This window comes from Novosphingobium sp. ZW T3_23 (assembly GCF_044987305.1).
Classification (GTDB): domain Bacteria; phylum Pseudomonadota; class Alphaproteobacteria; order Sphingomonadales; family Sphingomonadaceae; genus Novosphingobium.
This window is the reverse complement of the sequence record NZ_JBJDRF010000048.1, coordinates 18448-39601: the sequence shown is the minus strand read 5'-3', so window position 1 is coordinate 39601 and position 21154 is coordinate 18448. Positions and strand designations below refer to the sequence as shown.

Annotated in this window: 22 protein-coding genes; 12 read left to right on the top strand and 10 right to left on the bottom strand. The window is 64.3% G+C overall.

Features of this window, described 5'->3' with window-relative positions:
• Positions 1-87: 87 nt before the first annotated feature.
• The 6 genes from ACI3K3_RS19800 to uvrB all read right to left on the bottom strand — a co-directional run bounded on the left by ACI3K3_RS19800 (position 88) and on the right by uvrB (position 7633).
• The gene (locus tag ACI3K3_RS19800) at positions 88-1602 is read right to left on the bottom strand and encodes a S10 family peptidase (protein ID WP_404916782.1); all 1515 of its coding nucleotides are present in this window, start codon (positions 1600-1602) and stop codon (positions 88-90) included.
• Between the two features lie 207 nt (positions 1603-1809).
• Positions 1810-3315 carry an acetyl-CoA hydrolase/transferase family protein gene (locus ACI3K3_RS19795; protein WP_404916780.1) on the bottom strand — a complete coding sequence of 502 codons (1506 nt, stop codon included), beginning with the start codon at positions 3313-3315 and terminating at the stop codon, positions 1810-1812.
• Between the two features lie 115 nt (positions 3316-3430).
• Positions 3431-4552, bottom strand: a complete 1122-nt coding sequence (locus ACI3K3_RS19790) for a helix-turn-helix transcriptional regulator (RefSeq protein WP_404916778.1) — start codon at positions 4550-4552, stop codon at positions 3431-3433.
• 255 nt (positions 4553-4807) lie between these two features.
• Positions 4808-5029: a type II toxin-antitoxin system HicB family antitoxin gene (locus tag ACI3K3_RS19785; protein ID WP_404916776.1), complete on the bottom strand. Its 222-nt coding sequence runs from the start codon at positions 5027-5029 to the stop codon at positions 4808-4810.
• A 2-nt stretch (positions 5030-5031) separates the two neighbouring features.
• The gene (locus tag ACI3K3_RS19780) at positions 5032-5229 is read right to left on the bottom strand and encodes a type II toxin-antitoxin system HicA family toxin (RefSeq protein WP_404916774.1); all 198 of its coding nucleotides are present in this window, start codon (positions 5227-5229) and stop codon (positions 5032-5034) included.
• Between the two features lie 217 nt (positions 5230-5446).
• Positions 5447-7633, bottom strand: a complete 2187-nt coding sequence (gene uvrB / locus ACI3K3_RS19775) for an excinuclease ABC subunit UvrB (protein ID WP_404916772.1) — start codon at positions 7631-7633, stop codon at positions 5447-5449.
• 134 nt (positions 7634-7767) lie between these two features.
• Here uvrB and ACI3K3_RS19770 point away from each other — a divergent pair, with 134 nt between their 5' ends.
• Positions 7768-8337 carry a DUF3617 family protein gene (locus ACI3K3_RS19770; protein WP_404916770.1) on the top strand — a complete coding sequence of 190 codons (570 nt, stop codon included), beginning with the start codon at positions 7768-7770 and terminating at the stop codon, positions 8335-8337.
• Positions 8338-8415: 78 nt separating this feature from the next.
• Complete coding sequence (locus ACI3K3_RS19765; protein WP_404916796.1) at positions 8416-9141, top strand: esterase/lipase family protein; 726 nt, start codon at positions 8416-8418, stop codon at positions 9139-9141.
• Between the two features lie 27 nt (positions 9142-9168).
• Here ACI3K3_RS19765 and ACI3K3_RS19760 read toward each other — a convergent pair whose 3' ends face one another.
• From ACI3K3_RS19760 to ACI3K3_RS19750, 3 genes are all read right to left on the bottom strand, one after another.
• A complete protein-coding gene (locus tag ACI3K3_RS19760; protein WP_404916768.1) occupies positions 9169-10083 on the bottom strand; it encodes an EamA family transporter in 915 nt (304 codons plus the stop codon).
• A 115-nt stretch (positions 10084-10198) separates the two neighbouring features.
• A complete protein-coding gene (locus tag ACI3K3_RS19755; protein ID WP_404916766.1) occupies positions 10199-10765 on the bottom strand; it encodes a DUF1993 family protein in 567 nt (188 codons plus the stop codon).
• 79 nt (positions 10766-10844) lie between these two features.
• The gene (locus tag ACI3K3_RS19750; RefSeq protein WP_404916764.1) at positions 10845-12353 is read right to left on the bottom strand and encodes a YifB family Mg chelatase-like AAA ATPase; all 1509 of its coding nucleotides are present in this window, start codon (positions 12351-12353) and stop codon (positions 10845-10847) included.
• Between the two features lie 277 nt (positions 12354-12630).
• Here ACI3K3_RS19750 and ACI3K3_RS19745 point away from each other — a divergent pair, with 277 nt between their 5' ends.
• Genes ACI3K3_RS19745 through ACI3K3_RS19735 form a run of 3 tightly spaced genes read left to right on the top strand, consistent with a single transcriptional unit; the run spans position 12631 to position 14550 of the window.
• On the top strand, positions 12631-13314 hold the full coding sequence (locus tag ACI3K3_RS19745; RefSeq protein WP_404916762.1) for an alpha/beta hydrolase: 684 nt from the start codon (positions 12631-12633) through the stop codon (positions 13312-13314).
• A 40-nt stretch (positions 13315-13354) separates the two neighbouring features.
• Positions 13355-13912, top strand: a complete 558-nt coding sequence (locus tag ACI3K3_RS19740; protein WP_404916794.1) for an acyltransferase family protein — start codon at positions 13355-13357, stop codon at positions 13910-13912.
• Positions 13846-14550, top strand: coding sequence for an acyltransferase family protein (locus tag ACI3K3_RS19735; RefSeq protein ID WP_404916792.1), 705 nt, complete (start codon positions 13846-13848; stop codon positions 14548-14550). The genes ACI3K3_RS19740 and ACI3K3_RS19735 overlap by 67 nt, the downstream gene beginning before the upstream one ends.
• Positions 14551-14567: 17 nt before the next feature.
• On the opposite strand, the gene ACI3K3_RS19730 is transcribed toward ACI3K3_RS19735, so the two are convergent.
• Positions 14568-14810 carry a hypothetical protein gene (locus ACI3K3_RS19730; protein WP_404916760.1) on the bottom strand — a complete coding sequence of 81 codons (243 nt, stop codon included), beginning with the start codon at positions 14808-14810 and terminating at the stop codon, positions 14568-14570.
• 312 nt (positions 14811-15122) lie between these two features.
• On the opposite strand from ACI3K3_RS19730, the gene rpmH reads away from it, so the two are divergent.
• The 7 genes from rpmH to ACI3K3_RS19695 all read left to right on the top strand — a co-directional run bounded on the left by rpmH (position 15123) and on the right by ACI3K3_RS19695 (position 21000).
• On the top strand, positions 15123-15257 hold the full coding sequence (gene rpmH, locus ACI3K3_RS19725; RefSeq protein WP_086494189.1) for a 50S ribosomal protein L34: 135 nt from the start codon (positions 15123-15125) through the stop codon (positions 15255-15257).
• A gap of 203 nt (positions 15258-15460) precedes the next feature.
• Entirely contained in the window at positions 15461-15871 is a 411-nt protein-coding gene (gene rnpA, locus ACI3K3_RS19720; protein ID WP_404916790.1) for a ribonuclease P protein component, read from the top strand.
• A gap of 55 nt (positions 15872-15926) precedes the next feature.
• Positions 15927-16130 (top strand): membrane protein insertion efficiency factor YidD, encoded by a 204-nt coding sequence (gene yidD / locus ACI3K3_RS19715; RefSeq protein WP_404916788.1) that lies wholly within the window; start codon positions 15927-15929, stop codon positions 16128-16130.
• A 60-nt stretch (positions 16131-16190) separates the two neighbouring features.
• A complete protein-coding gene (gene yidC / locus ACI3K3_RS19710) occupies positions 16191-17939 on the top strand; it encodes a membrane protein insertase YidC (RefSeq protein ID WP_404916757.1) in 1749 nt (582 codons plus the stop codon).
• A gap of 7 nt (positions 17940-17946) precedes the next feature.
• Positions 17947-18591, top strand: a complete 645-nt coding sequence (yihA, locus tag ACI3K3_RS19705; RefSeq protein ID WP_313441765.1) for a ribosome biogenesis GTP-binding protein YihA/YsxC — start codon at positions 17947-17949, stop codon at positions 18589-18591.
• A 254-nt stretch (positions 18592-18845) separates the two neighbouring features.
• Entirely contained in the window at positions 18846-19982 is a 1137-nt protein-coding gene (locus ACI3K3_RS19700; RefSeq protein ID WP_404916755.1) for a DUF47 family protein, read from the top strand.
• A gap of 16 nt (positions 19983-19998) precedes the next feature.
• On the top strand, positions 19999-21000 hold the full coding sequence (locus ACI3K3_RS19695) for an anion permease (protein ID WP_404916753.1): 1002 nt from the start codon (positions 19999-20001) through the stop codon (positions 20998-21000).
• Positions 21001-21154 lie beyond the last annotated feature (154 nt).

Sequence of the window (21154 nt, the reverse complement as noted above, 5' to 3'; positions counted from 1 at the left end):
GCGATAGCTGGCAGTAAAGCGCCCCGGCGCGAGGTGAGCCGTTCACTGCCAGCGGTCCCGGGTCAAGCCCGGGACGACGACGATCGATCAGTTCGCCGCGCGGTAGCTTTCAAGGATATCGCGGCGCAGCGCCGCGCCGCTGTCGGGGCGCGAATAGAACATGTGGCCGCCCTCATACATGTGCAGCCGCACGCGGTCCGGGCGGCCGAACTGCGGCATCTGCGCCATGATCAGGCGCGAGCCGAAGTAGGGACAGGACAGGTCGTCCCAGCCATGAACGATGTCCACGGTCATCTTTGGGTCGATCGAGATCGCCTGGCGCAGGTCCTTGACCGGATTGTCGCTATTGTCGCGGGTCCAGGCCTCGTTCACTTCGTAGGACAGCGCGTTGTAGCGCGCATCGACCTTCCAGCCGACCTGCCGGGTGACGAAATCGACCATGGCCGAAGTGGTCGGCGCGATCAGGGTGGTCAGCAGCGGATCGCTGTACTGCGGGCGGGCGCTGGCCGGGAAAGGATCGTAGGCGGTGTAGTTGGAATCGTAGACCGATCCGACGAGACCTTGATCGCGGTGGATTTCGCGCAGATAGGTCGGGATGTCCACGCGGCCGTCCATGCGGCGCACCAGCGCGGGATCCAGGCCGGTCAGTTCGGCGACTTTGGCCGAAAGGCGATCGGTGGCGGCCTTGTCCTGCGGACCGGCGAGGAAATCCTGCACATATTCGGTGCGGATATATTGCTCGACCGGGGCCATCGAGGCTTCGCTCAGGTTGCCCTTTCGCTCGAAGTGACCGGCGACCATGGCGGGCAGGTTGATCATCCAGGGCAGCGGTGACAGCGCGTCGTCCTCACCGATGGCGGGCGGGTCGAGGTAGGGGGAAACGAGCGTCATGCCCGAGATGCCCACGCCCATCTGGGTCTGGAGGTAATAGGCCAGGCGTGGCACGCGGTAGCCGCCGTAGCTCTCGCCCGACAGATACTTGCGGCTGGTGAGGCGGCCGTTCTGGTTCAACCAGTCATAGACCACGCGGCTGAGGTACTTGATGTCGTTCTCGGAGGTGTAGAACGCCTTCTTGGTTGCCTCCGCATCGACGCGGCTGCGCGAGAAGCCGGTGCCGATCGGGTCGATGAAGACGAGGTCGGTGAAGTCCAGCCAGGAGTTGGGATTGTCCCGCAGTACCGCCGGGTCGGACGGGGCGTCGCCCTGCGCGCCGAACTGCACCCGCTTCGGGCCGATGGCGCCGAGGTTCAGGTAGACCGAGGCCGCGCCGGGGCCGCCGTTGAAGGCGAAAGTGACGGGGCGCGAAGTCGGGGCGCCGGGCACGGTATAGGCGGTATAGACCACCTCGCCGATGGTCTTGCCCTTCTCGTCCTTGATCGGCAGCGCGCCGACGGTGGCCACGTAGTTGAGGGTCTTGCCGCCGATCACCGCGCTCTGCTTGATCGACTTGGGGGCGGGCAGCAGGGGAATTTCATCGCCCTCGGCGTCCTTCTTCGCTTCGGCGCTGTCGGCAGGCTTGTCGGCAGGCTTGTCGGCAGCGAAGGCCGGGACGGAACAGGCGGCGAGCACCATGGCCAGGCAGGCCAACGAAACTTTGCGCATGGAAGGAACGACCCCTTTTATCGATGCGTCCGAACGGACGTCAGGGGCGATCAGTAGAACCTTGAAATAGTATACGACAAGGGTTCGAGCCGGAAAAATGTGGTGCCTGGCCCGTCCTGCCTTCCGGGGATTGGGCCATGGGAATGGTCCATCGGAAGGCAGGGCAGGTCAGGCGTCCGGACGGCTGGGGGGAGCCGCCCGAATTCTTCAAGGCAGCATCGAGCCCGTTTCGATGAAGCGCTGGTGCCATGACAGCGCCTCGGCGGGCAGCGAGGGCGACTGCAAGCCGTAGGAGCCCTTGAGCGCGCGGGCGTAGTAGTCTTCCAGCAGCGGGCGATAGTCCGGATGCGCGCAGTTGGCGATGATGACCTTGGCACGCTCCTTGGGGCTGAGACCGCGAAGATCGGCCAGGCCCTGCTCGGTGACGATCACCTGCACGTCCTGGTTGATGTGATCGACATGGCTCGCCTGCGGCACGATGGCCGAGATCTTGCCGCCCTTGGCGGTGGAAGGCGTCATGAAGATCGAGATATAGGCATTGCGCGCGAAGTCGCCCGAACCGCCGATGCCGTTCTGAATGCGCGAGCCCATGACGTGCGTGGAATTCACCGCGCCGTAGATGTCCGCCTCGATCAGTCCGTTCATGGCGATGCAGCCGAGCCGGCGGATCAGTTCGGGGTGGTTCGAGATTTCCTGCGGGCGCAGGATCATCTTGTCGCGGTAGCGGTGCATGTCGGCATTGACCCGCGCGGCGGCTTCGGGGCTGAGCGAGAAGGCGGTGGCCGAAGCCATGCGCAGCTTGCCGGAATCGAGCAGGTCGAGCATGCCGTCCTGGATGACTTCGGTGTAGGAGGTCAGGCTGTCGAAGGGCGCGTCGACCAGGCCGGTCAGCACGGCATTGGCGATATTGCCCACGCCCGACTGGATCGGCAGCAGTGCCGAGGGCAGGCGGCCCAGCTTCACTTCGTGGCTCAGGAATTCCAGGATGTGGCCGGCGATCGCCCTGGCCTTTTCGTCCGGCGGGCTGAACGGGGCGTTGCGGTCGGGCCGGTCGGTTTCGACCACGGCGACGACCTTGGCGGGATCGACCTTGAGATAGGGCTCACCGATGCGGTCGTCGGGCTTCACCAGCGGGATCGGCACGCGCGAAGGCGGCAGGGCGGTGCCGTAGTAGATGTCGTGCATGCCTTCGAGCGCTTCGTTCTGCCACGAATTCACTTCGAGGATCACCTTGGAGGCGCGATCCAGCCAGGTCTTGTTGTTGCCCACCGAGGAGGAGGGGATCAGGCTGCCGTCGGCGCGGATGCCCGAGATTTCGATCACGGCCGTGTCCAGCGGGCCAAGGAAGCCCTGCCAGGCCATCGGCGCCACCTGGCTAAGGTGCATGTCGAAATAGTTCATCTCGCCCTTGTTGATGCGTTCGCGGGCGATGGGGTCGGAATTGTAGGGCAGGCGGAATTCGATGCCGTCTGCCTTGGCCAGCGCGCCGTCGAGTTCGGGGCCGGTCGAGGCGCCGGTCCACATGCGCACCTTGAAGGCGCGTCCGGCGGCATGCTCGGCTTCGATCTGCGCGGCGAGGGCGAGGGGGACGGCCTTGGGATAGCCCGAGCCGGTGAACCCGCTCATGCCCACGGCGGTGCCGCTTTCGATCAGGCGCGCGGCCTCCTCGGCGGGCATGACTTTTGAGCGAAGCTCAAGACTCTCGATGCGCATGGCAACCTCTTCCTTTCTGACTGACCTTTGCAGCGCCAGTCGGCCTGTGGGAGCGACGAATCCAGTGCAAAGTCCAACCAGACGGTTGCGGCACACGCATGACGCTGCCGCCGGTCTATCGAGAGACCATCTCTATCACTGTCCTTGCGATGGCGACCAGTTCGGCCTCGCGATTGACGCCGCATTTCTGGAAGATCGTGCGCAGTTGCGCGACCACGGTCTGGACGCTGACGCCGCGAAGCCGCGCGACAACCTGGCGCGAATGCCCTTGTGCCAGCAGTGCCACCACTTCCGCTTCGGCAAGGGTGAGGCCCATCGCTTCGGCCAGCCTAGCGGCCGCGTGGCGATCGATCGTCAGCGGCGTGCGCAAGGTGACGATAACGCGCGGGGCGTATCCGAAGGACCAATCCTGACGCGGAAGCGTGCGGATGTCGAGGAGGAGCAGGCCGTCGCCGTTGCGGAGCCAGATATCGGCGGGCCCTCCGGCGCTTCCGGCCAGCGCATCGCCGATCCGGCGTTGCAGCGCCTGCTCTATATCCGGCCGCCGTGCACGGAGTACGCCCGCCCGGACCTGAAGGGTTCCGGGGCCAAGCAGGGCCTGTGCGGCGGATGTCATGCCGCAGACCTTGCCCACGGCGTCGAGCAGGATCGCCGCGGTGCTCATCGATTCGAGCGAGCCGCTCAGCAGCGCGGCGCCCTGGTGTTCGATCGTATCCTGGAGGCGTATCGCTTCGAGCACACTCGGGCCGATCCGGCGAAACACCTCGCGCTGGACCTCGGTAGTGGGGCCTTCGTTATCGCCATGCAGCGCGGCAAGGCCGAACAGCACGCCGGGGCGCTGGCTCAGGACCATCTGGACGCCGAATTCGGCATCGTGCCTGCGCACATAGTCCAGATAGGCCTCATGCGTGGAAACGGCACGGGCCGCCGCGTAATGTACTTCCCACGAGAGTTCGAACGGCGCGCGCGTGGCCGCCACCCGATAGTTAACCTCCGGCCTGTAGCCGCCGATGTCGCTGAATTCGGCGAGGTCGTCAGGGTTCGAATCGGTAATCCAGTTGAACGCCGCATGGCGGTCCGCCAGGGCCAGCAGTTGCGCACGGGCCGAGCCGGTGTGGCTGGCCAGGGCCTTGAGCGCGCGGTCCCATCCGTCGTCGTCAAACGGTGCGCGCGAGAAAAGACCCGCCAATTCGCTGATGCGTGCTTCGTATCCGGTGCTGCCCACGACAGCAATCATGAAGCTCCGGAGCGTGCTTCACAAGTTCTGTTATCAAACGAAACTTGCGATCCATTACCATGAACGTGGTATGTTCGCGCCTCCAAACCAGTCCACAACAGACCCGCGACCCGAGGGATCGGCGACAAGCCGTCCTGAACACTTGCCCGAGGCGGCTACGGCAGGCCTCGGGCATTTTCTGTTTAGCGTGTGCGTTCTTTTCGGAGAAGCTGGTTCTTTTGACGATATGTCGGCGTTAACATCCGTCGAAAATGGTCAGGCAGCGGCGCAAATATTGGGGCGATATCGTGCCTCAGGTATCGGCATCTCCGTCCCCGCTGCCACTTCCAGCCAGCCTTCTATGGCGTCGTTGATATTCGCGAGCGCCTGGTCGCTGCTATCGCCATGCGCGGAGCAGGGCTTGAGATCAGGAACCTCCGCGATCCAGCACGCGTCTTTAGCCGACCAGAACAGGTTGATGTGGTAATGCGGCGGCATGATTAGCTCAAATACAAGTTATGGTCGTCGGCAAGCTCAAGAATCTGTGTGACCTGATATTTCTTTATGCTGGGAGCATCGATTTGGATGGGTAAGGGGTGGGGTAGTCTTGGGTGTTTCCAGATCTGATGAGATCCTTTTGTGGAAATGTGCTCAAATCCAAATAATTCGATTAACTTCCGAAATTTTTTCGTAGTCACCCTGTTGCCTCCAAAACCTGATCATCGACTAAATTCATTAGTCTTGGAGGGTTAGAGGCAATATTTTTCAAACGGGAAAGCGTAAATCCCTCCAATTAGACTGATATGCTCAGCAAAATGGTTGAAAATAATGCGGCGAGCGACGTATAAATGTAGGGTTTTGTTCAAAGTTCGACTAAGATGGCATGAAGATACGTGTCAACCTTCATTATTACCATTACCGACCAAATTTCCGCTGCACTTTCCCATATCGCGTCTTGCGCGTGCCCGGCTTGCCCTCGTTGCTGCGGCCGACGATCGGCGCTTTCTTGTGCTCGTCGGGAATGCCGAGTTCGCTGGCTTCCAGCTTCCTGATCTCGTCGCGCAGGCGGCCGGCTTCCTCGAATTCGAGATCGGCGGCGGCATTGCGCATCTTCTGTTCGAGTTCCTCGATGTAGGCCCGCAGATTGTGGCCGACGAGGTTGTTCTCGCCCTCGGCGTCGATGTCGATCAGCACGCCGTCGCGGCTGGCTGTATCTGCGACGATGTCGGCGATGCGGCGCTTGATGGTCTGCGGGGTGATGCCGTGCTCGGCGTTGTATTCTTCCTGCCGGGCGCGGCGCCGGTCGGTTTCGGCTATGGCGCGCTCCATCGATCCGGTCATGCGATCGGCGTAGAGGATCACGCGGCCGTCGACATTGCGCGCGGCGCGGCCGATGGTCTGGATCAGTGAGGTTTCGCTGCGCAGGAAGCCTTCCTTGTCGGCATCGAGGATGCAGACAAGCCCGCACTCGGGAATGTCCAGGCCCTCGCGCAGCAGGTTGATGCCTACCAGCACGTCGTAAACGCCCATGCGAAGATCGCGGATCAGTTCGATGCGCTCCAGCGTCTCGACGTCGCTGTGCATGTAGCGCACCCGCACGCCGGCCTCGTGCATGAATTCGGTCAAGTCCTCGGCCATGCGCTTGGTGAGGGTGGTGACGAGCGTGCGATAACCCTTCTCGGCCACCGCCTTGCACTCGACGATGCAGTCCTGCACCTGATCCTCGACCGGGCGGATTTCCACCGGCGGATCGATCAGGCCGGTCGGGCGGATCACCTGTTCGGCAAAGACGCCGCCCGATTCGTCCATCTCCCAGTGGCCGGGCGTGGCCGAGACAGCGATCGTCTGAGGGCGCATTGCATCCCACTCGTTGAAGCGCAGCGGGCGGTTGTCGATGCAACTCGGCAGGCGGAAGCCGTATTCGGCCAGGGTGATCTTGCGGCGGTGGTCGCCCTTCGACATGGCGCCGATCTGGGGCACGGTCTGGTGGCTTTCGTCCACGAACAGCAGCGCATTGTCCGGCAGGTATTCGAACAAAGTCGGTGGCGGCTCGCCCGGCAGGCGGCCGGTGAGGAAGCGCGAATAGTTCTCGATCCCCGCGCAGCTTCCGGTGGCGGCGATCATCTCCAGGTCGAAATTGGTGCGCTGCTCCAGCCGCTGCGCTTCCAGCAGGCGGCCTTCGGTTTCCAGTTCCTTCAGCCGCTCGGTCAGTTCGAAGCGGATCGCCTCACTGGCCTGCTTCATCGTCGGCCCCGGCGTGACGTAGTGCGAGTTCGCATAGACCCGCACCTTTTCCAGCACCGCGCCCTTCTTGCCGGTGAGCGGATCGAACTCGGCGATCTCCTCGATCTCGTCCCCGAAGAACGAGATGCGCCAGGCCGTGTCCTCAAGGTGAGACGGGAACAGTTCGAGGTTGTCTCCGCGCACGCGGAAGGTGCCGCGCGTGAAGGCGGCATCGTTTCGCTTGTATTGAAGTGCGACGAGCTTGCGGATGATCTCGCGCTGATCCTGCGATTCGCCGGCCTTCAGGTCGAAGATCATGGCCGAATAGGTTTCGACCGAGCCGATGCCGTAGAGGCACGAGACCGAGGCGACGATGATCACGTCGTCGCGCTCCAGCAGCGCGCGCGTGGCCGAATGGCGCATGCGGTCGATCGCCTCGTTCACCGAGCTTTCCTTCTCGATGTAGGTGTCCGACCGGGCGACGTAGGCTTCGGGCTGGTAATAGTCGTAGTAGGAGACGAAGTATTCGACCGCGTTCTCCGGGAAGAAGTCCTTCATCTCGGCATAGAGCTGGGCGGCCAGGATCTTGTTCGGCGCCAGGATCAGCGCGGGGCGCTGCAGTTCCTCGATCACCTTGGCCATGGTGAAGGTCTTGCCGGAGCCGGTGACGCCCAGCAGCACCTGCGTCTTCTCGCCTTCCTCGGCCGTGGAGACGAGGTCGGCGATCGCGGTCGGCTGGTCGCCGTTCGGTTCGTATTCCGATACGACCTTGAACGGCCTGCCCGGCATCGACTTGTCGGGCCGCTGCGGCTTGTGAGGGACGAACGTGCCCGAAGTGTCCGGTTCCTCAAGGCCCCGGCGAATGATCAGTTCTGCCATGGGAGAACATATGGGGTATGTGTCTCGCGCCCGCAATGAGGAAGGCGCCATCCTTTCGCCACGCGCGACTCGCTGGCGGGCGGATGGTGTCGATGATACGTCCTGACGGGACGAGTGCGAAGGAAGGCGGCTAAATGAAGCGATACGTGATCCTGGCCGCAATGGCCCCCGCGATCCTGTTGGCCGGTTGCGGCGCGAAGGACGATGCGAAAGAGCCCGTGGCTGGCGAAAGCAAGTCCCAGGCGGAAATACGACAAGAAGCCGCCAAGCTCGACAAGCCACGGCCCGGCCGGTACACGCAGACCAGCGAAGTGAAGCAGATCGACGTTCCAGGACTGCCGCAGGATTTGGCGGACCAGATGAAGTCGACGCTTCAGAAGTCTCAGGTCAGCGATTTCTGCCTGACTTCCGCCGAAGCCGAAAAGGGCTATCGCGATATGTTCCATGACGTGGGGCAGGGCCGCGAATGTACCTATTCACGCTTCGATGTTGATGGCGGGAAGCTGGATGCCCAAATGGAATGTTCGTCGAAGGAAGGCGGCAAGGCCGTCCTGACGCTGGACGGCATGGTGGCCGAGGATGCCTCGGACATCACCGTGAAGATGGACATGAGCGGAGGGTCGATCGGTGGATCGCCGGCTGCCGGACAGATGAAGATGACGATGCATGTGAAGACCCGGCGCATCGGGGATTGTCAGGGGTAGGGTTCCGTTTTCGCGGAGCCTGGGCCGTAATGGAGTTGAGACGGAAAAGTGAACGGTCAGTCCCCGCGTCAGCTGGACATGATGCGCAGCGCCATCGTGCGCCGCGCAGCGCTGGCGCGCGAGCCTCATCCCGAGGGTGTCCGCAAGCCGTCGCTGCGGCTGTTCTTCGCCGAGCTGGCGTCGCTGCGGCGGGGCGGCAAGAAGCTGCTCGGCATCAAGGCCGCGCTGCATCCCCAGCCGGTGATGTTGCTCCCGGGCTTCGGCGCGCACCCTAACCGGATGAGGCCCATGGCGGAGGCGCTCGCCCAGGCCGGGCACGAAGTCCACGAATGGGGGCTGGGCTTCAACTTCGGCCCCAATCCGCACAATTTCGAATTCCTGATGCGCCGCGTGGGCGCGCTGGCGCGGCGGCATCGCGCGCCCGTCACGCTGGTCGGCTGGAGCCTGGGCGGTCTGTTCGCGAGGGAAATCGCGCGGCGGCAACCCGCCAGCGTCCGCAAGGTGATCACGATGGGCACGCCGTTTTCCGGAGACCCGCGCGCCAATAACGCCTGGCGGGCCTATCAGGTGGTGACGGGGCACTCGGTGGATGCGCCCCCGATCGAGTGCGACTTCGCCGAGAAGCCGCCGGTGCCCACCGTTGCGCTGTGGAGCCCGCGCGACGGTGTGATTCATCCGCGTTCGGCCTGCGGATGGCCTCATGAGCGGGACCGGGCCGTGCCGATCCGCTGCTCGCACCTGGGGTTCGCCAGCGACCCCCGCGTGGTCGCGGAAGTGCTGCGGCAGCTCGATATCGAGGATTGAGCAGGCCTCGAATTTTCAAACGGTTTTTCAGGCCATCACGTCGTCACGGGCCCTGGCTACCGGCGGTTTCGCGCCCAGCGAGCACCCGGCGCTCGCCACGATCATCATGGCAACCGCCAGCCATTGCAGTCCGGTCAGCCGTTCATCCAGCACCAGGAATCCGACGATAGCGCCCAACGCCGGCGCCATGCTGCTGAGCAGGCCGACGATCCGGCTGGAAAGCTGCCCCATCGCCCGCATCTCCAGCATATAGGGCAGGGCGCTCGACAGGATCGCGACGACCAGCCCGAGGCCCAGCGCGTGAAGCGGCAGGCTCGCCGGGGCAGCGGCGAGTCCGAACGGCACGGTGACGATGCAGGCCACGGTCATCCCGATCGCCACGGCGGTCGTGCTGCCGACTTCGCCTGCGCGCTTGCCGCAGAGAATATAGAGTGCCCAGCACGCCGCCGCGCCCAGGGCGAAACCGATTCCGGCAAGGTCGAGCGGTGCTGCGCGTCCCGGCCACGGGATCAGCAGGGCAAGCCCGCCGAGCGCCAGAACGAGCCAGAGGAAATCGCGCAGCGAGCGCGACGTCGCCAGCACCACGCCGAGCGGTCCGCATATCTCGATGGCCACGCCGATGCCGATCGGGATGCGGCGAAAGGCCCAATAGATCATCAGGTTCATGCCGCCCAGCACGAGCCCGTAGAGCAGCAGCCAGCGCCATTGGCGTCCGGTTATCGCGCCTCCCCGCATTGCCCGCCCTCTCCAGGGTCGCGCCCAGGGCCTGGCAATGGCAAGCAGGATCAGGGCCGAGATCGTCGTGCGCAAGGCCGCGACGCCTTCGGGCCCCACGAGAGGAAACAGGCTCTTGGCGAAAGCAGCGCCCAGATTGATCGAAGCCTGGGCGATGACGATGGAGAGGCCGGCAAGAAGCGCGGTGCGGTCGGTCGGCGCGGTCATGCGAGGGCGGTGCCCGTATGGGCACCTTGTGACAAGCCGATAATCGCCAGTTGGGCTGGGTCGTTGGGCTGGGCCGCCGCGCTGGCCTGTCCGGCTCGGAGTGGGCGGGTGACGATCACTGCGCGGGTAGCGTTCCGGGCCGCAGATAGGCGAATATGTGCGCCACGTAGTCGGCCTTCCCAAGATCGACGCCCTGAGCGCGGAGGATGGCGTAAGCGGTCATCAGATGAAAGTAGAACTGCGGCAAGGCCCAGTCCCGAACGTACTGTTCCGCCGTAAGGTCGAACACCATCCCTTGCGGCAGCTCATGAGCGAGCGGGGCGGAGGGGGCGATCTGCCGTACATCCGCCGCCGCCGTTTCGACGAAGGCGATCGTCTCGGCAATCCTTGTCCGCGCATCGGCTATGGAGCCTGGATGCTCACCTGCATTGCGCCCCTCGTCAAGCAGCACGCCTACCGATGTTGGAAGTGGCACGCCCCGCACCCGCGACATCCCCTCCTGGGCTTGCACGCATGCGAAGCGGATCTGGGTGGAAAGCGGAAACATGTCCGGGGCGAGGCGGGCACCGGTAAGCGCTGCTTCCTCTTCACCGAGATCCGAAGCTGCCGCCTTTTCCAGCCAGCCGGACAAGGCCTGCAACATCTGGAGGTATGTCGGGGCGAGAATGTCCGCCAGGTTCATGGTTTTTCCTTCCGCTGCTGCAATCGTTGTTGAGCGGACCTAAGGGCATGGAGCGCGATTGGCTATCGTCCTGATCGGCCTAGCCCGTCGGCGGGCGCCGCCTGTAACTCAGGGCTTCCGCGACATGGATGCGAGAGATCCGTTCGGCCCCCGCCAGGTCGGCTATGGTGCGACTGGTCCTGAGGATGCGCGTATAGCCTCGCGCGGAAAGGCGCATGGTTTCGGCGGCCTGCATCAGCAACGCCCGGCCCGGCTCGTCAGGCGTAGCGTGGGTTTCGAGGAGATCGCCGTCCAGCTCGGCATTGGTGCGCCTGCCGGTGCCTTCCAGCCTGAGCGTCTGGATCTCGCGGGCGCGGGCGACGCGCGCGGCGACTTCGGCGCTCCCTTCCTTGGGCGGCGGCAGCGCGAGATCGACCGCGCGCACCGGATCGACCTCGACATGCAGGTCGATACGATCGAGCAGCGGGCCGGAAACCTTGCCTTGATAGTCGGCGGCGCATTTGGGAACGCGCGAACAGGCCAGCGTCGGGTCGCCAAGATAGCCGCAGCGGCAGGGGTTCATCGCGGCGATCAGCTGGACGCGCGCCGGGTAGGTGACATGGGCATTGGCCCGCGCGACGGTGACTTCGCCGGTCTCCAGCGGCTGCCGCAACGAATCGAGGACCGCCCGCTGAAATTCCGGCAGTTCGTCGAGGAACAGGACGCCGAGATGGGCCATCGAGACTTCGCCGGGTCTAACCTTGAGGCCCCCTCCGGTCAGGGCCGCCATCGATGCGGAATGATGCGGTGCGCGGAAGGGGCGGGCGCGGCTGATCCGGCCTTCTTCGAGGGATCCCGCGACCGATGCGATCATCGAGACTTCCAGCGCTTCGCCCGCGGTCAATTCGGGCAGGATACCCGGCAGGCACGAGGCCAGCAGCGACTTTCCAGCGCCCGGCGGCCCGCTCATCAGCAGGTTGTGCGATCCGGCGGCGGCGATTTCCAGGGCACGACGAGCGACTTCCTGGCCCTTCACCTGCTTCAGGTCGGGCCCGCGCGGCGGCGATTCGGCGCGCCCCAGGGCGGGCGGCGGCAGAATCTGCGTGCCCTTGAGGTGATTGAGCAAACTGATGAGGTTCGGCGTTGCGATCACGGAAATGCCGCTGGCCCAACGGGCCTCGCTGCCTTGCGCCACGGGGCAGATCAGCCCCAGTTCACGCTCGCTGGCGTGGAGTGCCGCGAGCAGAACCCCGGGTGAGGGAATGACCCGGCCGTCCAGAGCCAGCTCGCCCACGGCAACGAAGTCCGCCAGTTGCTCGGCATCGATGATGCCCATCGCGGCCAGCAGGGCTAGCGCGATGGGCAGGTCGTAGTGCGACCCTTCCTTAGGCAGATCGGCCGGAGAAAGGTTTATGGTTATGCGCTTGGGCGGCAACGCCAGACCCATCGCGGTCAGCGCCGCGCTTACGCGCTGGCGGCTTTCACCGACGGCTTTGTCTGGCAGGCCAACCAGTGTGAACCCCGGCATTCCGGGTGCCACCTGGCACTGAACTTCGACTGCCCGCGCTTCCAGCCCCATGTAGGCAACGGTGGAAACGAGAGCGACCACTGGTAAATATTCCTTAAGGCTTTTGCCGGTTTTTGTTAATCTCGTTGTATAACCAATCTTTATCTAAGTATTGACGTTTGTCCATCTGGTTAAAATGTTTTAACCTTAGCTCTATCGACTTGAGTAAGCAGATGGATCGCATCTTGTGGACATGCGCTCGCTTTCCTTGATTTCCGCTGTGGCGATTTCGTTGGTCGCTCTGCCTGCTTTGGCAGACGAAGGCGGGATCTCGTACGAATGGGTCATGGAAGCCGATGGTGGCCCTTCCGAACGCGCGATGGCCGATGCCGGCAACGTGGAACGAGCGGTTTCATGGCAGCATGACGAATGGGCTGAAGCCCGTCAGGGCATGCAGACCCGCACCGATTTCTGGCAGTCCGCTCCGGCACCCATCCCCCGTGGCATCGCGGCCTACGGTCCCTTCCGCGTATTGGATGGCAAGCGAGCCGCGCTTGTCGATGCCACCGATTCGCGAAGCCCGGAGCAATTCGCCGCGCTGTTGCGCGCCTATCCGAATATATCCGAACTCGAGATGATTGAGTGTCCCGGCACAGAGGACGATCTTGCCAACTTGCGCTTGGGGCGGATGATCCACGCTAGGGGGATCACGACCCATGTGCCCGCTGGCGGCTCGGTGCGGTCCGGTGCGGTCGAGCTTTTCCTAGCAGGGCGGCTGCGCTTTGCGGACCCCGGTTCCGAGTTCGCGGTCCACGCCTGGCTTGACGATAGTGGCCGTACGCCCCGGGACTATGCGCCGAATGCCCCGGAAAACCGCCGCTATCTGGATTACTACCAGCAGATGGGCATGGAATCCGGCGAAGCTCGGGCCTTTTACGCGATGACCAACGCGATTCCCTTCGAATCGGCCCGCTGGTTCGGGGCCGAGGAAATGGCGCGTTGGGTCAGGCTGGACAAGGCCTGGACCCGAGGTTCCACCCGCCTCACAGCGTTGCAACGATAACGGACGTTCTTCAGTTTGATCGGTGGCGACCGGTCGCGACATGATCCGCAGGTCGCGCGGGCAGGGGGCCGGCGCCGAATTGCGGGTCGTCGGGATGGAGATGGGGGGCAGAGTGGCGGGAGCGCCCGAGGCGCGCGGCGCTTCGTCGGGGGCATTGCCCGGAATTCAGGTCGCCAGGGGCCTGGCGGCCCTGGCGGTTACGGTGCACCACGCGCTCGAAACGTCCAACGGGGTGCCCGGATCCTTCAGTCCCGACTGGCTGACCACGGCAGGCGCCGCCGGAGTGGACGTCTTCTTCGTCATCAGCGGCTTCATCATGGTGCATACCAGCTTCCGTCAGGACCGCACCCCAAACAGGCCGGGCCCCTCGCCCGTCGGCTTCCTTTGGCGGCGCGCCGTCCGAATCTATCCGCTTTACTGGATGGCCTGCCTGACGATGCTTTCCCTGATGGGTTTGGGGTTCTTCCACGCGCGCGTTCTGTCGGCGGTGGACATCGTTACCGGACTTGCTCTGGTCCCGGGGGGCATCCCATCATCGGCGTGGCCTGGACGCTCGTCTACGAGGTCTACTTCTACCTCGTCTTCGCGGCCTGCCTGACCACGCGATCCCGGAAAGTGACCACGCTGGCGACGGGCGGAGGCATCGTTCTGCTGCTGCTGCTGGCGCAGGCCCTGCCGGAAAGTGCGGTGCAACGCTTCCTGAGCGACCCGATTCCCCTTGAGTTCCTGATGGGAATGACCTTGGCCTGGGTCTATCCCGCCATCAAGACACGGCTCGGGGCCAGATCAGCCGCCACCCTGGCTCTCTTCGGACTGGTGCTGATGCATGTCGCGCCGATGTTCGTTCCGCATGACAACACGCATGGCCTTGATGGACTTGCCCGAGTCGCGACCTGGGGAACGGCGGGGCTGGCGATCGTCGCAGGCCTTCTCCTTCTGCCGCCGACCCACATTCCCATCGCGCGATGGTTTGTGAGCCTCGGCAATGCGTCCTACTCTCTCTACCTGACCCACTTCTTCGTCCTGATGGGCTACGCCTTGGCCTTGAGGGATGATGCGGTGGCGCGGCTTCCGCAATACTGGCTGGTGCCGCCCGTTGTTCTCCTGGCCTGCCTGATCGGTGGCGTTACCCATCTCATGGTCGAGCGACCCCTGCTTCAAGGCGGTCAGCGACTGACCCTGCGTATCCGCAATCCGCCGAAAATCCGAAGCGGCAACGACGAAGCCCTAGCATGATCACTTATGCTCATGGATTACGGGAACAGCGCGCGCAGCCAGTTGCGGCGCTGCCTCGGTCGTTGGGCGCCGCTGACCTGCAACAGGTGATTCGCCAGAACGGCCGCCTGGCTACGGGTAAGAAAAAGGCGCAAGTCTTCGGGCTCGTCCCCCGCGTCCCAGCCGTCCTTCCCGAAGGTCTGGAGTTCCAGCATGATGTTGGGCCCAAGGTCGCGCGAGGACCATCCCACCAGTACGCCGATACCGTCTTCCTTGGTCATCGTACCTTCGCATCCGCCGCCGAAATACGGCACTTTGCGGCAAGGCTAGCACGGCTGGCAGGAATCTGGCTGTCGCGGTCGGGTGTATCGCGATGGGCATTGGAGGTATATGCCGGCATGGCTGGAGCAGCCCGATCGAGCGCACGTTCGAATGGGCCGAATTCCCGTCTTTGGCGAGCGTCGGAATGTGGCTTTGCCTTGACTCACTCGCGCCGGTCCAGTAACGGCGCGCTTCTGTTTTGCGGTCGACCTTCTTGGGCGGCCCTTTTTGTTCGGGCCTTTCGGGGCCGCATTTGAATTTCGAGGACCGTCATGAAGCGCACTTTCCAGCCCAGCCGCCTTGTTCGCGCCCGCCGTCACGGCTTCCGCGCCCGTACGGCGACTGTCGGTGGCCGCAAGGTGCTTCGTGCGCGCCGCGCCCGCGGCCGTTCGAAGCTTTCGGCCTAAGTCTTTTCGGCCCGAGCTTTCAAGCTCAGGGCCGGAACGCGGCAGGCGGCCCGTGCCGCCATCCGAGTTCCCGTATCTCGGGGCTTCGGGTGGCGGCACGGGCCGCAGCCGTTTGAGATGCTGCCGTTCCCGGACCTGCCCTGATTGCAGTCTGATCGGCCGATCCTATCTCTGACGCGATGACCATCAGCCCCTACTCCACGATGACGAAACGGGCCGACTTCGTTGCGGCCAATGCCGGCCTGCGAGTCGCGCGGCCGGGTTTCGTGCTGCTTGCCAAGGCGAACGGCGGGCAGGGCATGCGCGTCGGCATTACCGTCACCAAGAAGATCGGCAATGCCGTGGTGCGCAACCGCATGAAGCGGCGCTTTCGGGCGCTGCTGCGCGAGATGCTGCCGGAACATGGCCTTGCCGACACCGATCATGTCCTGATCGGCCGTGAGAACGGCGTCGAGCGCGATTTTGCCTTGTTGCGCGATGAGTTGCTGGCCGCGCTCGGTCGCGCCCAGGCCGGCAAGGGCGATCCGCCGCGCAGCCATCGCGGGCGCAAGCGTGGGCCCGGCGGCAAAGGCGGTCCTGGCGGAAGCGGCGCACCGAAAGCGGCAAGGCCGTGAAGCAGGTCGTGTCGTGAAGAAGGCCCTGGCCTTGTTGATCTCGCTGCCGGGGCTCATGCTGATCGTCGTGGCGCGGGCCTGGCAGCTTGGGCCTTCGCGGATCATGCCGCCGACCTGCCGCTATGCGCCATCCTGCTCGCAGTACGCCATCCTGGCGGTCCGCAAGCATGGTGCGATTAAGGGTGGCTGGCTGGCGTTCAAGCGTATATTGCGCTGCCAACCTTGGGGTGGGCACGGCTACGACCCGGTTCCCGATTGAACGAAAATGAGGGCAGCCAAGTCGCTGCCACTGACGCGAATACGACAGGAAAAAGCCTTCGTGGATAAGCAGCGCAACATAATCCTGGCGGTCCTCCTGACCGCGCTCGTGCTCTTCGGCTGGGAAGCCGGGGTCGGGTATTTCTACCCCCAGGCCAACAAGCCGCAACCGGTCGAACAGACCGCGCCGGCTTCGGCGGGCAAGCCCACCCGCGAGGGCGGCCTGCGTGATGCCGCCGACCTGGCGCTGGAGCAGAAGGATCTCAAGACCGCGCTTGCCGCTCCCGGCCGCTTGCCGATCGAGGCACCCGGCGTCTCCGGCTCGATCAACCTGACCGGCGCGCTGCTCGACGATCTCGTGCTGAACCGTCACCGCGAAACGGTGGAGAAGGACTCCGGCCCGGTTCGCATGTTCTCGCCCTCGGGCACGCCGGCGCAGCACTACGCCCAGTTCGGCTGGGTGGGCGAAGGCATCGCCGCGCCGACCGCCCAGACCGTGTGGACCGCGCCGCAGGGCGCCAAGCTTACGCCTTCCACCCCGGTCGTGCTGACCTGGGACAACGGCCAGGGCCAGCTCTTCTCGATCACCCTCAAGGTGGACGACAACTACCTGATCACCGCCGACCAGCAGATCCAGAACCGTGGCACCGGCGCCGTGGCGGTCCAGCCCTTCGCGCTGGTCAACCGCACCGACCGCACCGCCGCCGCCTATGCCTGGACGCTTCGCACCGGCGGTATCGGTGCTTTCGACGGTTCGGTCACGTTCGGCCCCAAGTACGAAGCCCTGGCCAAGGACGGCACTTCGCCGCAGCCGGGCAATGCCGACTGGATCGGCTTCACCGACGTCTACTGGATGTCGGCGGTCGTGCCGGTCAATGCCAAGGCCCAGGGCACCTTCCGCTCGCAGGGCAACGGCATCTTCCGCGCCGACCTGGTCTACGACAAGGCCGTGATCCAGCCGGGCCAGGCGCTTACCCGCCAGACCAAGCTGTTCGCCGGCGCCAAGGAGCACAAGGTGCTCGACGCCTATGAAGCGCAGGGCATCGCCAATTTCGGCCTCGCCATCGACTGGGGCTGGTTCCGCTGGTTCGAGAAGCCGATCTTCTGGCTGCTCACCAAGCTGTTCAGCCTGGTCGGCAACTTCGGCGTCGCCATCATCCTGCTGACCGTGATCGTGCGCGGCATCATGTTCCCCATCGCCCAGCGCCAGTTCGCCTCGATGGCCGCGATGCGTGCGATCCAGCCGAAGATGAAGGCGCTTCAGGAGCGCTACAAGGACGACAAGCAGAAGCAGCAGCTTGAGATCATGGCGCTGTACAAGCAGGAGAAGGTAAACCCGCTTGCTGGCTGCCTGCCCATGTTCCTGCAGATCCCGGTGTTCTTCGCGCTCTACAAGGTGCTGATGCTGGCGATCGAGATGCGCCACCAGCCCTTCGTGCTCTGGATCCGCGATCTTTCCGCGCCCGATCCGCTGCACATTCTGAACCTGTTCGGGCTCCTGCCCTTCGATCCGCCCAGCTTCCTGGCGATCGGCGTGCTGGCGCTCCTGCTCGGCGTGACGATGTACTTCCAGTTCAAGCTGAACCCGGCCCAGATGGACCCGGCCCAGCAGCAGGTCTTCGCCCTGATGCCGTGGTTCATGATGTTCATCATGGCGCCCTTCGCTTCGGGCCTGCTGGTCTACTGGATCACCTCGAACATCCTGACCATCGCGCAGCAGCAATTCCTCTACAGCCGCCACCCGCAGCTGAAGGCCCAGGCCGAGAAGGATGCGCAGGACAAGGCGCGCGCCGCCGAACGCAAGGCCTGAGACTGACATGGAAGAACAAGAACAGGCAGAACTGATCGAGCAGGCGCGCAAGCTCTTTTCGGGACCGGTGACGTTCCTGAAGAGCGCGCCCGCGCTCAAGTTCCTGCCCGATCCCGACGCGCCTGAAATCGCGTTCTGCGGACGATCGAACGTCGGCAAGTCGTCGCTGCTCAATGCGCTTACGGGTCGCAAGTCGATCGCGCGCACTTCGGTGACGCCGGGGCGCACGCAGGAGCTGAACTTCTTCGAAGTGGGCGAACCGATGCAGTTCCGCCTGGTCGACATGCCGGGCTACGGCTTCGCCAAGGCGCCGCCCAAGGTCGTCGAGACCTGGCGCCGCCTGGTGCGCGATTACCTGCGCGGCCGCGTGGTGCTCAAGCGCACGCTGCTGCTGGTCGATTCGCGCCATGGCGTGAAGGACGTCGACGCAGAGATGATGAAGATGCTGGATGAGGCCGCTGTCGGCTACCGCATCGTCCTCACCAAGGCAGACAAGATCAAGGCGAGCGAGCTGGAAAAGGTTCACGCCGAAACGATTGCCGAAGCGCGCAAGCATCCGGCCGCCTTCCCGGAAGTGCACATCACCTCGTCCGAGAAGGGACTGGGCATCGCCGAGCTGCGCGCAGCGGTATTCGCTGATTCGCAGATCTGATCGGGTTTGCCGGAAAGCCAGTGGGGCTGGTTGTTTTGCACCAGTCCCGCCGGTTTTCGGGGGAGCCTGAGGCCGCGCCACCGCTGCCGCATCATCCGCTTTCTCCATAAAATCCGTAGCTTGCGGCTGAAACTGCGTGGTCATCGCCGGCGCTCCCGACCAACCACCGGAAAACTCCCTTTGTGACGATTGCGTGACGGCGCGGGTTCCCCTAGAGGCGCTCGGTCGCGTCAATGAGAAGAAGGAGTCTCGCCATGCGCCAGATTGCCGTTCTTCCCTATCGCGCCACCGGACCCGCGGTCGATGCGCCGATCCAGATCCTTCTGATCACCTCGCGCCAGTCGCGGCGCTGGGTGATTCCCAAGGGCGGGTTGATGAAGGGGCTTCCCCCGCACGCGGCGGCCGCCGTCGAAGCGGAAGAGGAAGCGGGCGTTCGCGGGGCGGCCTGCCCGATTCCCCTCGGTTCCTACCGTTATCGCAAGACCCGTGCTTCGGGTGCATCGGTCTGGGCGGATGTGGATGTATTCCCCTTCGCCGTCACCGAGGAGCTTGACTCCTGGGACGAACAGCATCAGCGCGAACGCCGCTGGTTCTCGATGGCGGAGGCCGCTAAGGCGGTCGACGAAGAGGACCTTCGCGCGCTGATCCGTTCGTTCGGCGCGCGCGAGTTTCGCGCCGCCGCCAGTCCCGCCCGCCTGATCGGCGTGGTGGCTGATCGGATGGCCGACAAGACAGGGATCAATACAATGTTTGCCTGGTTCCAGAAGTTGCTGCCGCAGCAGGGCGACTTCTTTGAGTTGTTCGAGCGGCAAGCCGCCACCCTGGTGGCCGGCGCCGACGCTCTCGCCCGTCTGGCGCAGGGCGGCCCCGGCCGCGCGCAGCACATCCGCGAAGTGGGTGAGCGCGAGCATGACGCCGACGACATTACCCGCGAAGTGCTCCAGACGGTGCGCCGCACCTTCCTGACGCCGTTCGACCGCTCCTCGATCACCAGCCTCATCACCACGATGGACGATGCCATCGACGAGATGCAGCAGGTGGCCAACGCGGTGAACCTCTACGAGGTCGCCGAGTTCGAGCCCGAGATGATCGACATGGCGGCGATCATCGTCGACGCCGCGCGCCTCACGGCGGAGATCATGCCGCTCCTGCGCAAGATTGCCGACAACGGCCATCGCCTGCACGAACTGACCGAGCGCCTCGTGCGCATGGAAGGCCATGCGGACGAGATACACGCCGCCGGCCTCAAGCGCGTGTTCAAGGCGGATGCAGGGGGCGATGCGCTGCACTTCATCGTTCGCCAGGAGATGTTCCGGCGCCTCGAACGCGTGGTCGATCGCTTCGAGGACATCGCGAACGAGATCGACGGTCTCGTGATCGACCACGCCTGACCGGCGGCCTTTCACCATGGAACATACGCTCGCCCTGCCGCTGTTGTTCGGCCTTGTCGCGCTGGCGCTCGCCTTCGACTTCCTCAACGGCCTTCACGACGCCGCCAACGCCATCGCCACCGTGGTGGCGACGCGCCTGCTTTCGCCGGTCGTCGCCGTGCTGTTCGCCGCCTTCGGCAACTTCGCGGCCTACTGGATCATGGGCCTCCACGTCGCCGAGACGGTGGGCAAGGGCATCATCGACAAGGATGCGGTTACGCCCGCCGTCGTGTTCGGTGCCTTGGTGGGCGCCATGTTCTGGAACGTGCTCACCTGGATCAAGGGCATTCCCTCATCCTCCAGCCATGCCCTGATCGGCGGGTTGCTGGGGGCGGGAATCGCCGCTGCCGGACCGGGCGTGGTCGAATCGGAAGGCACCGTAAAGACGGTGATCGCCATCGTGGCGTCCCCGGTGCTTGGCTTCATGATCGCCATGTTGATGATGCTGCTGACCTCGTGGGTGTTCAGGGGCACGACGCCGCGCGCCTCGAACGGCATCTTCAAGACGCTGCACCTGTTCTCGTCGGCTGCCTATTCGATCAGCCACGGCGGTAACGATGCCCAGAAGACGATGGGCATCATCGCGGTGCTGCTCTATTCCACCGGCCATCTCCAGGGCGGTTTCCACGTTCCCGAATGGGTGGTGATCTCGTGCTACGCCGCGATCTCGATCGGCACGCTCTCGGGCGGGTGGAAGATCATCAAGACCATGGGGTCCAAGCTCACCAAGCTGAACCATCACTCGGGCTTCTGCGCCTCCACCGCAGGCTCGATCGTGGTTTTCGGTGCCAGCGCCATGGGCATTCCGGTATCCACTACCCATGCTATCACCGGGGCCGTAGTCGGCACCGGTGCCGCACGCCGGGCGAGCGCGGTGCGCTGGTCGGTGGCGAGCCGGGTGATCGTCGCCTGGTTCGTGACGATCCCGGCGAGTGCTATCGTCGGCGCGCTGTTCTTCTATCTGACGCGATTGTTCTAAAGGCGAGAGAGGAGTCTTGGGGGATGATCCCCCAGACCCTCGGAATGTCGACCTTGCGCGCCGTTATGCGTCCTGCGCACATTGCGGCGCGGGGGGCATGCTCCGCTGCCTTCTGCGACATCTTGCGACTTCGTTCATCCTCGACTTTGCCAGG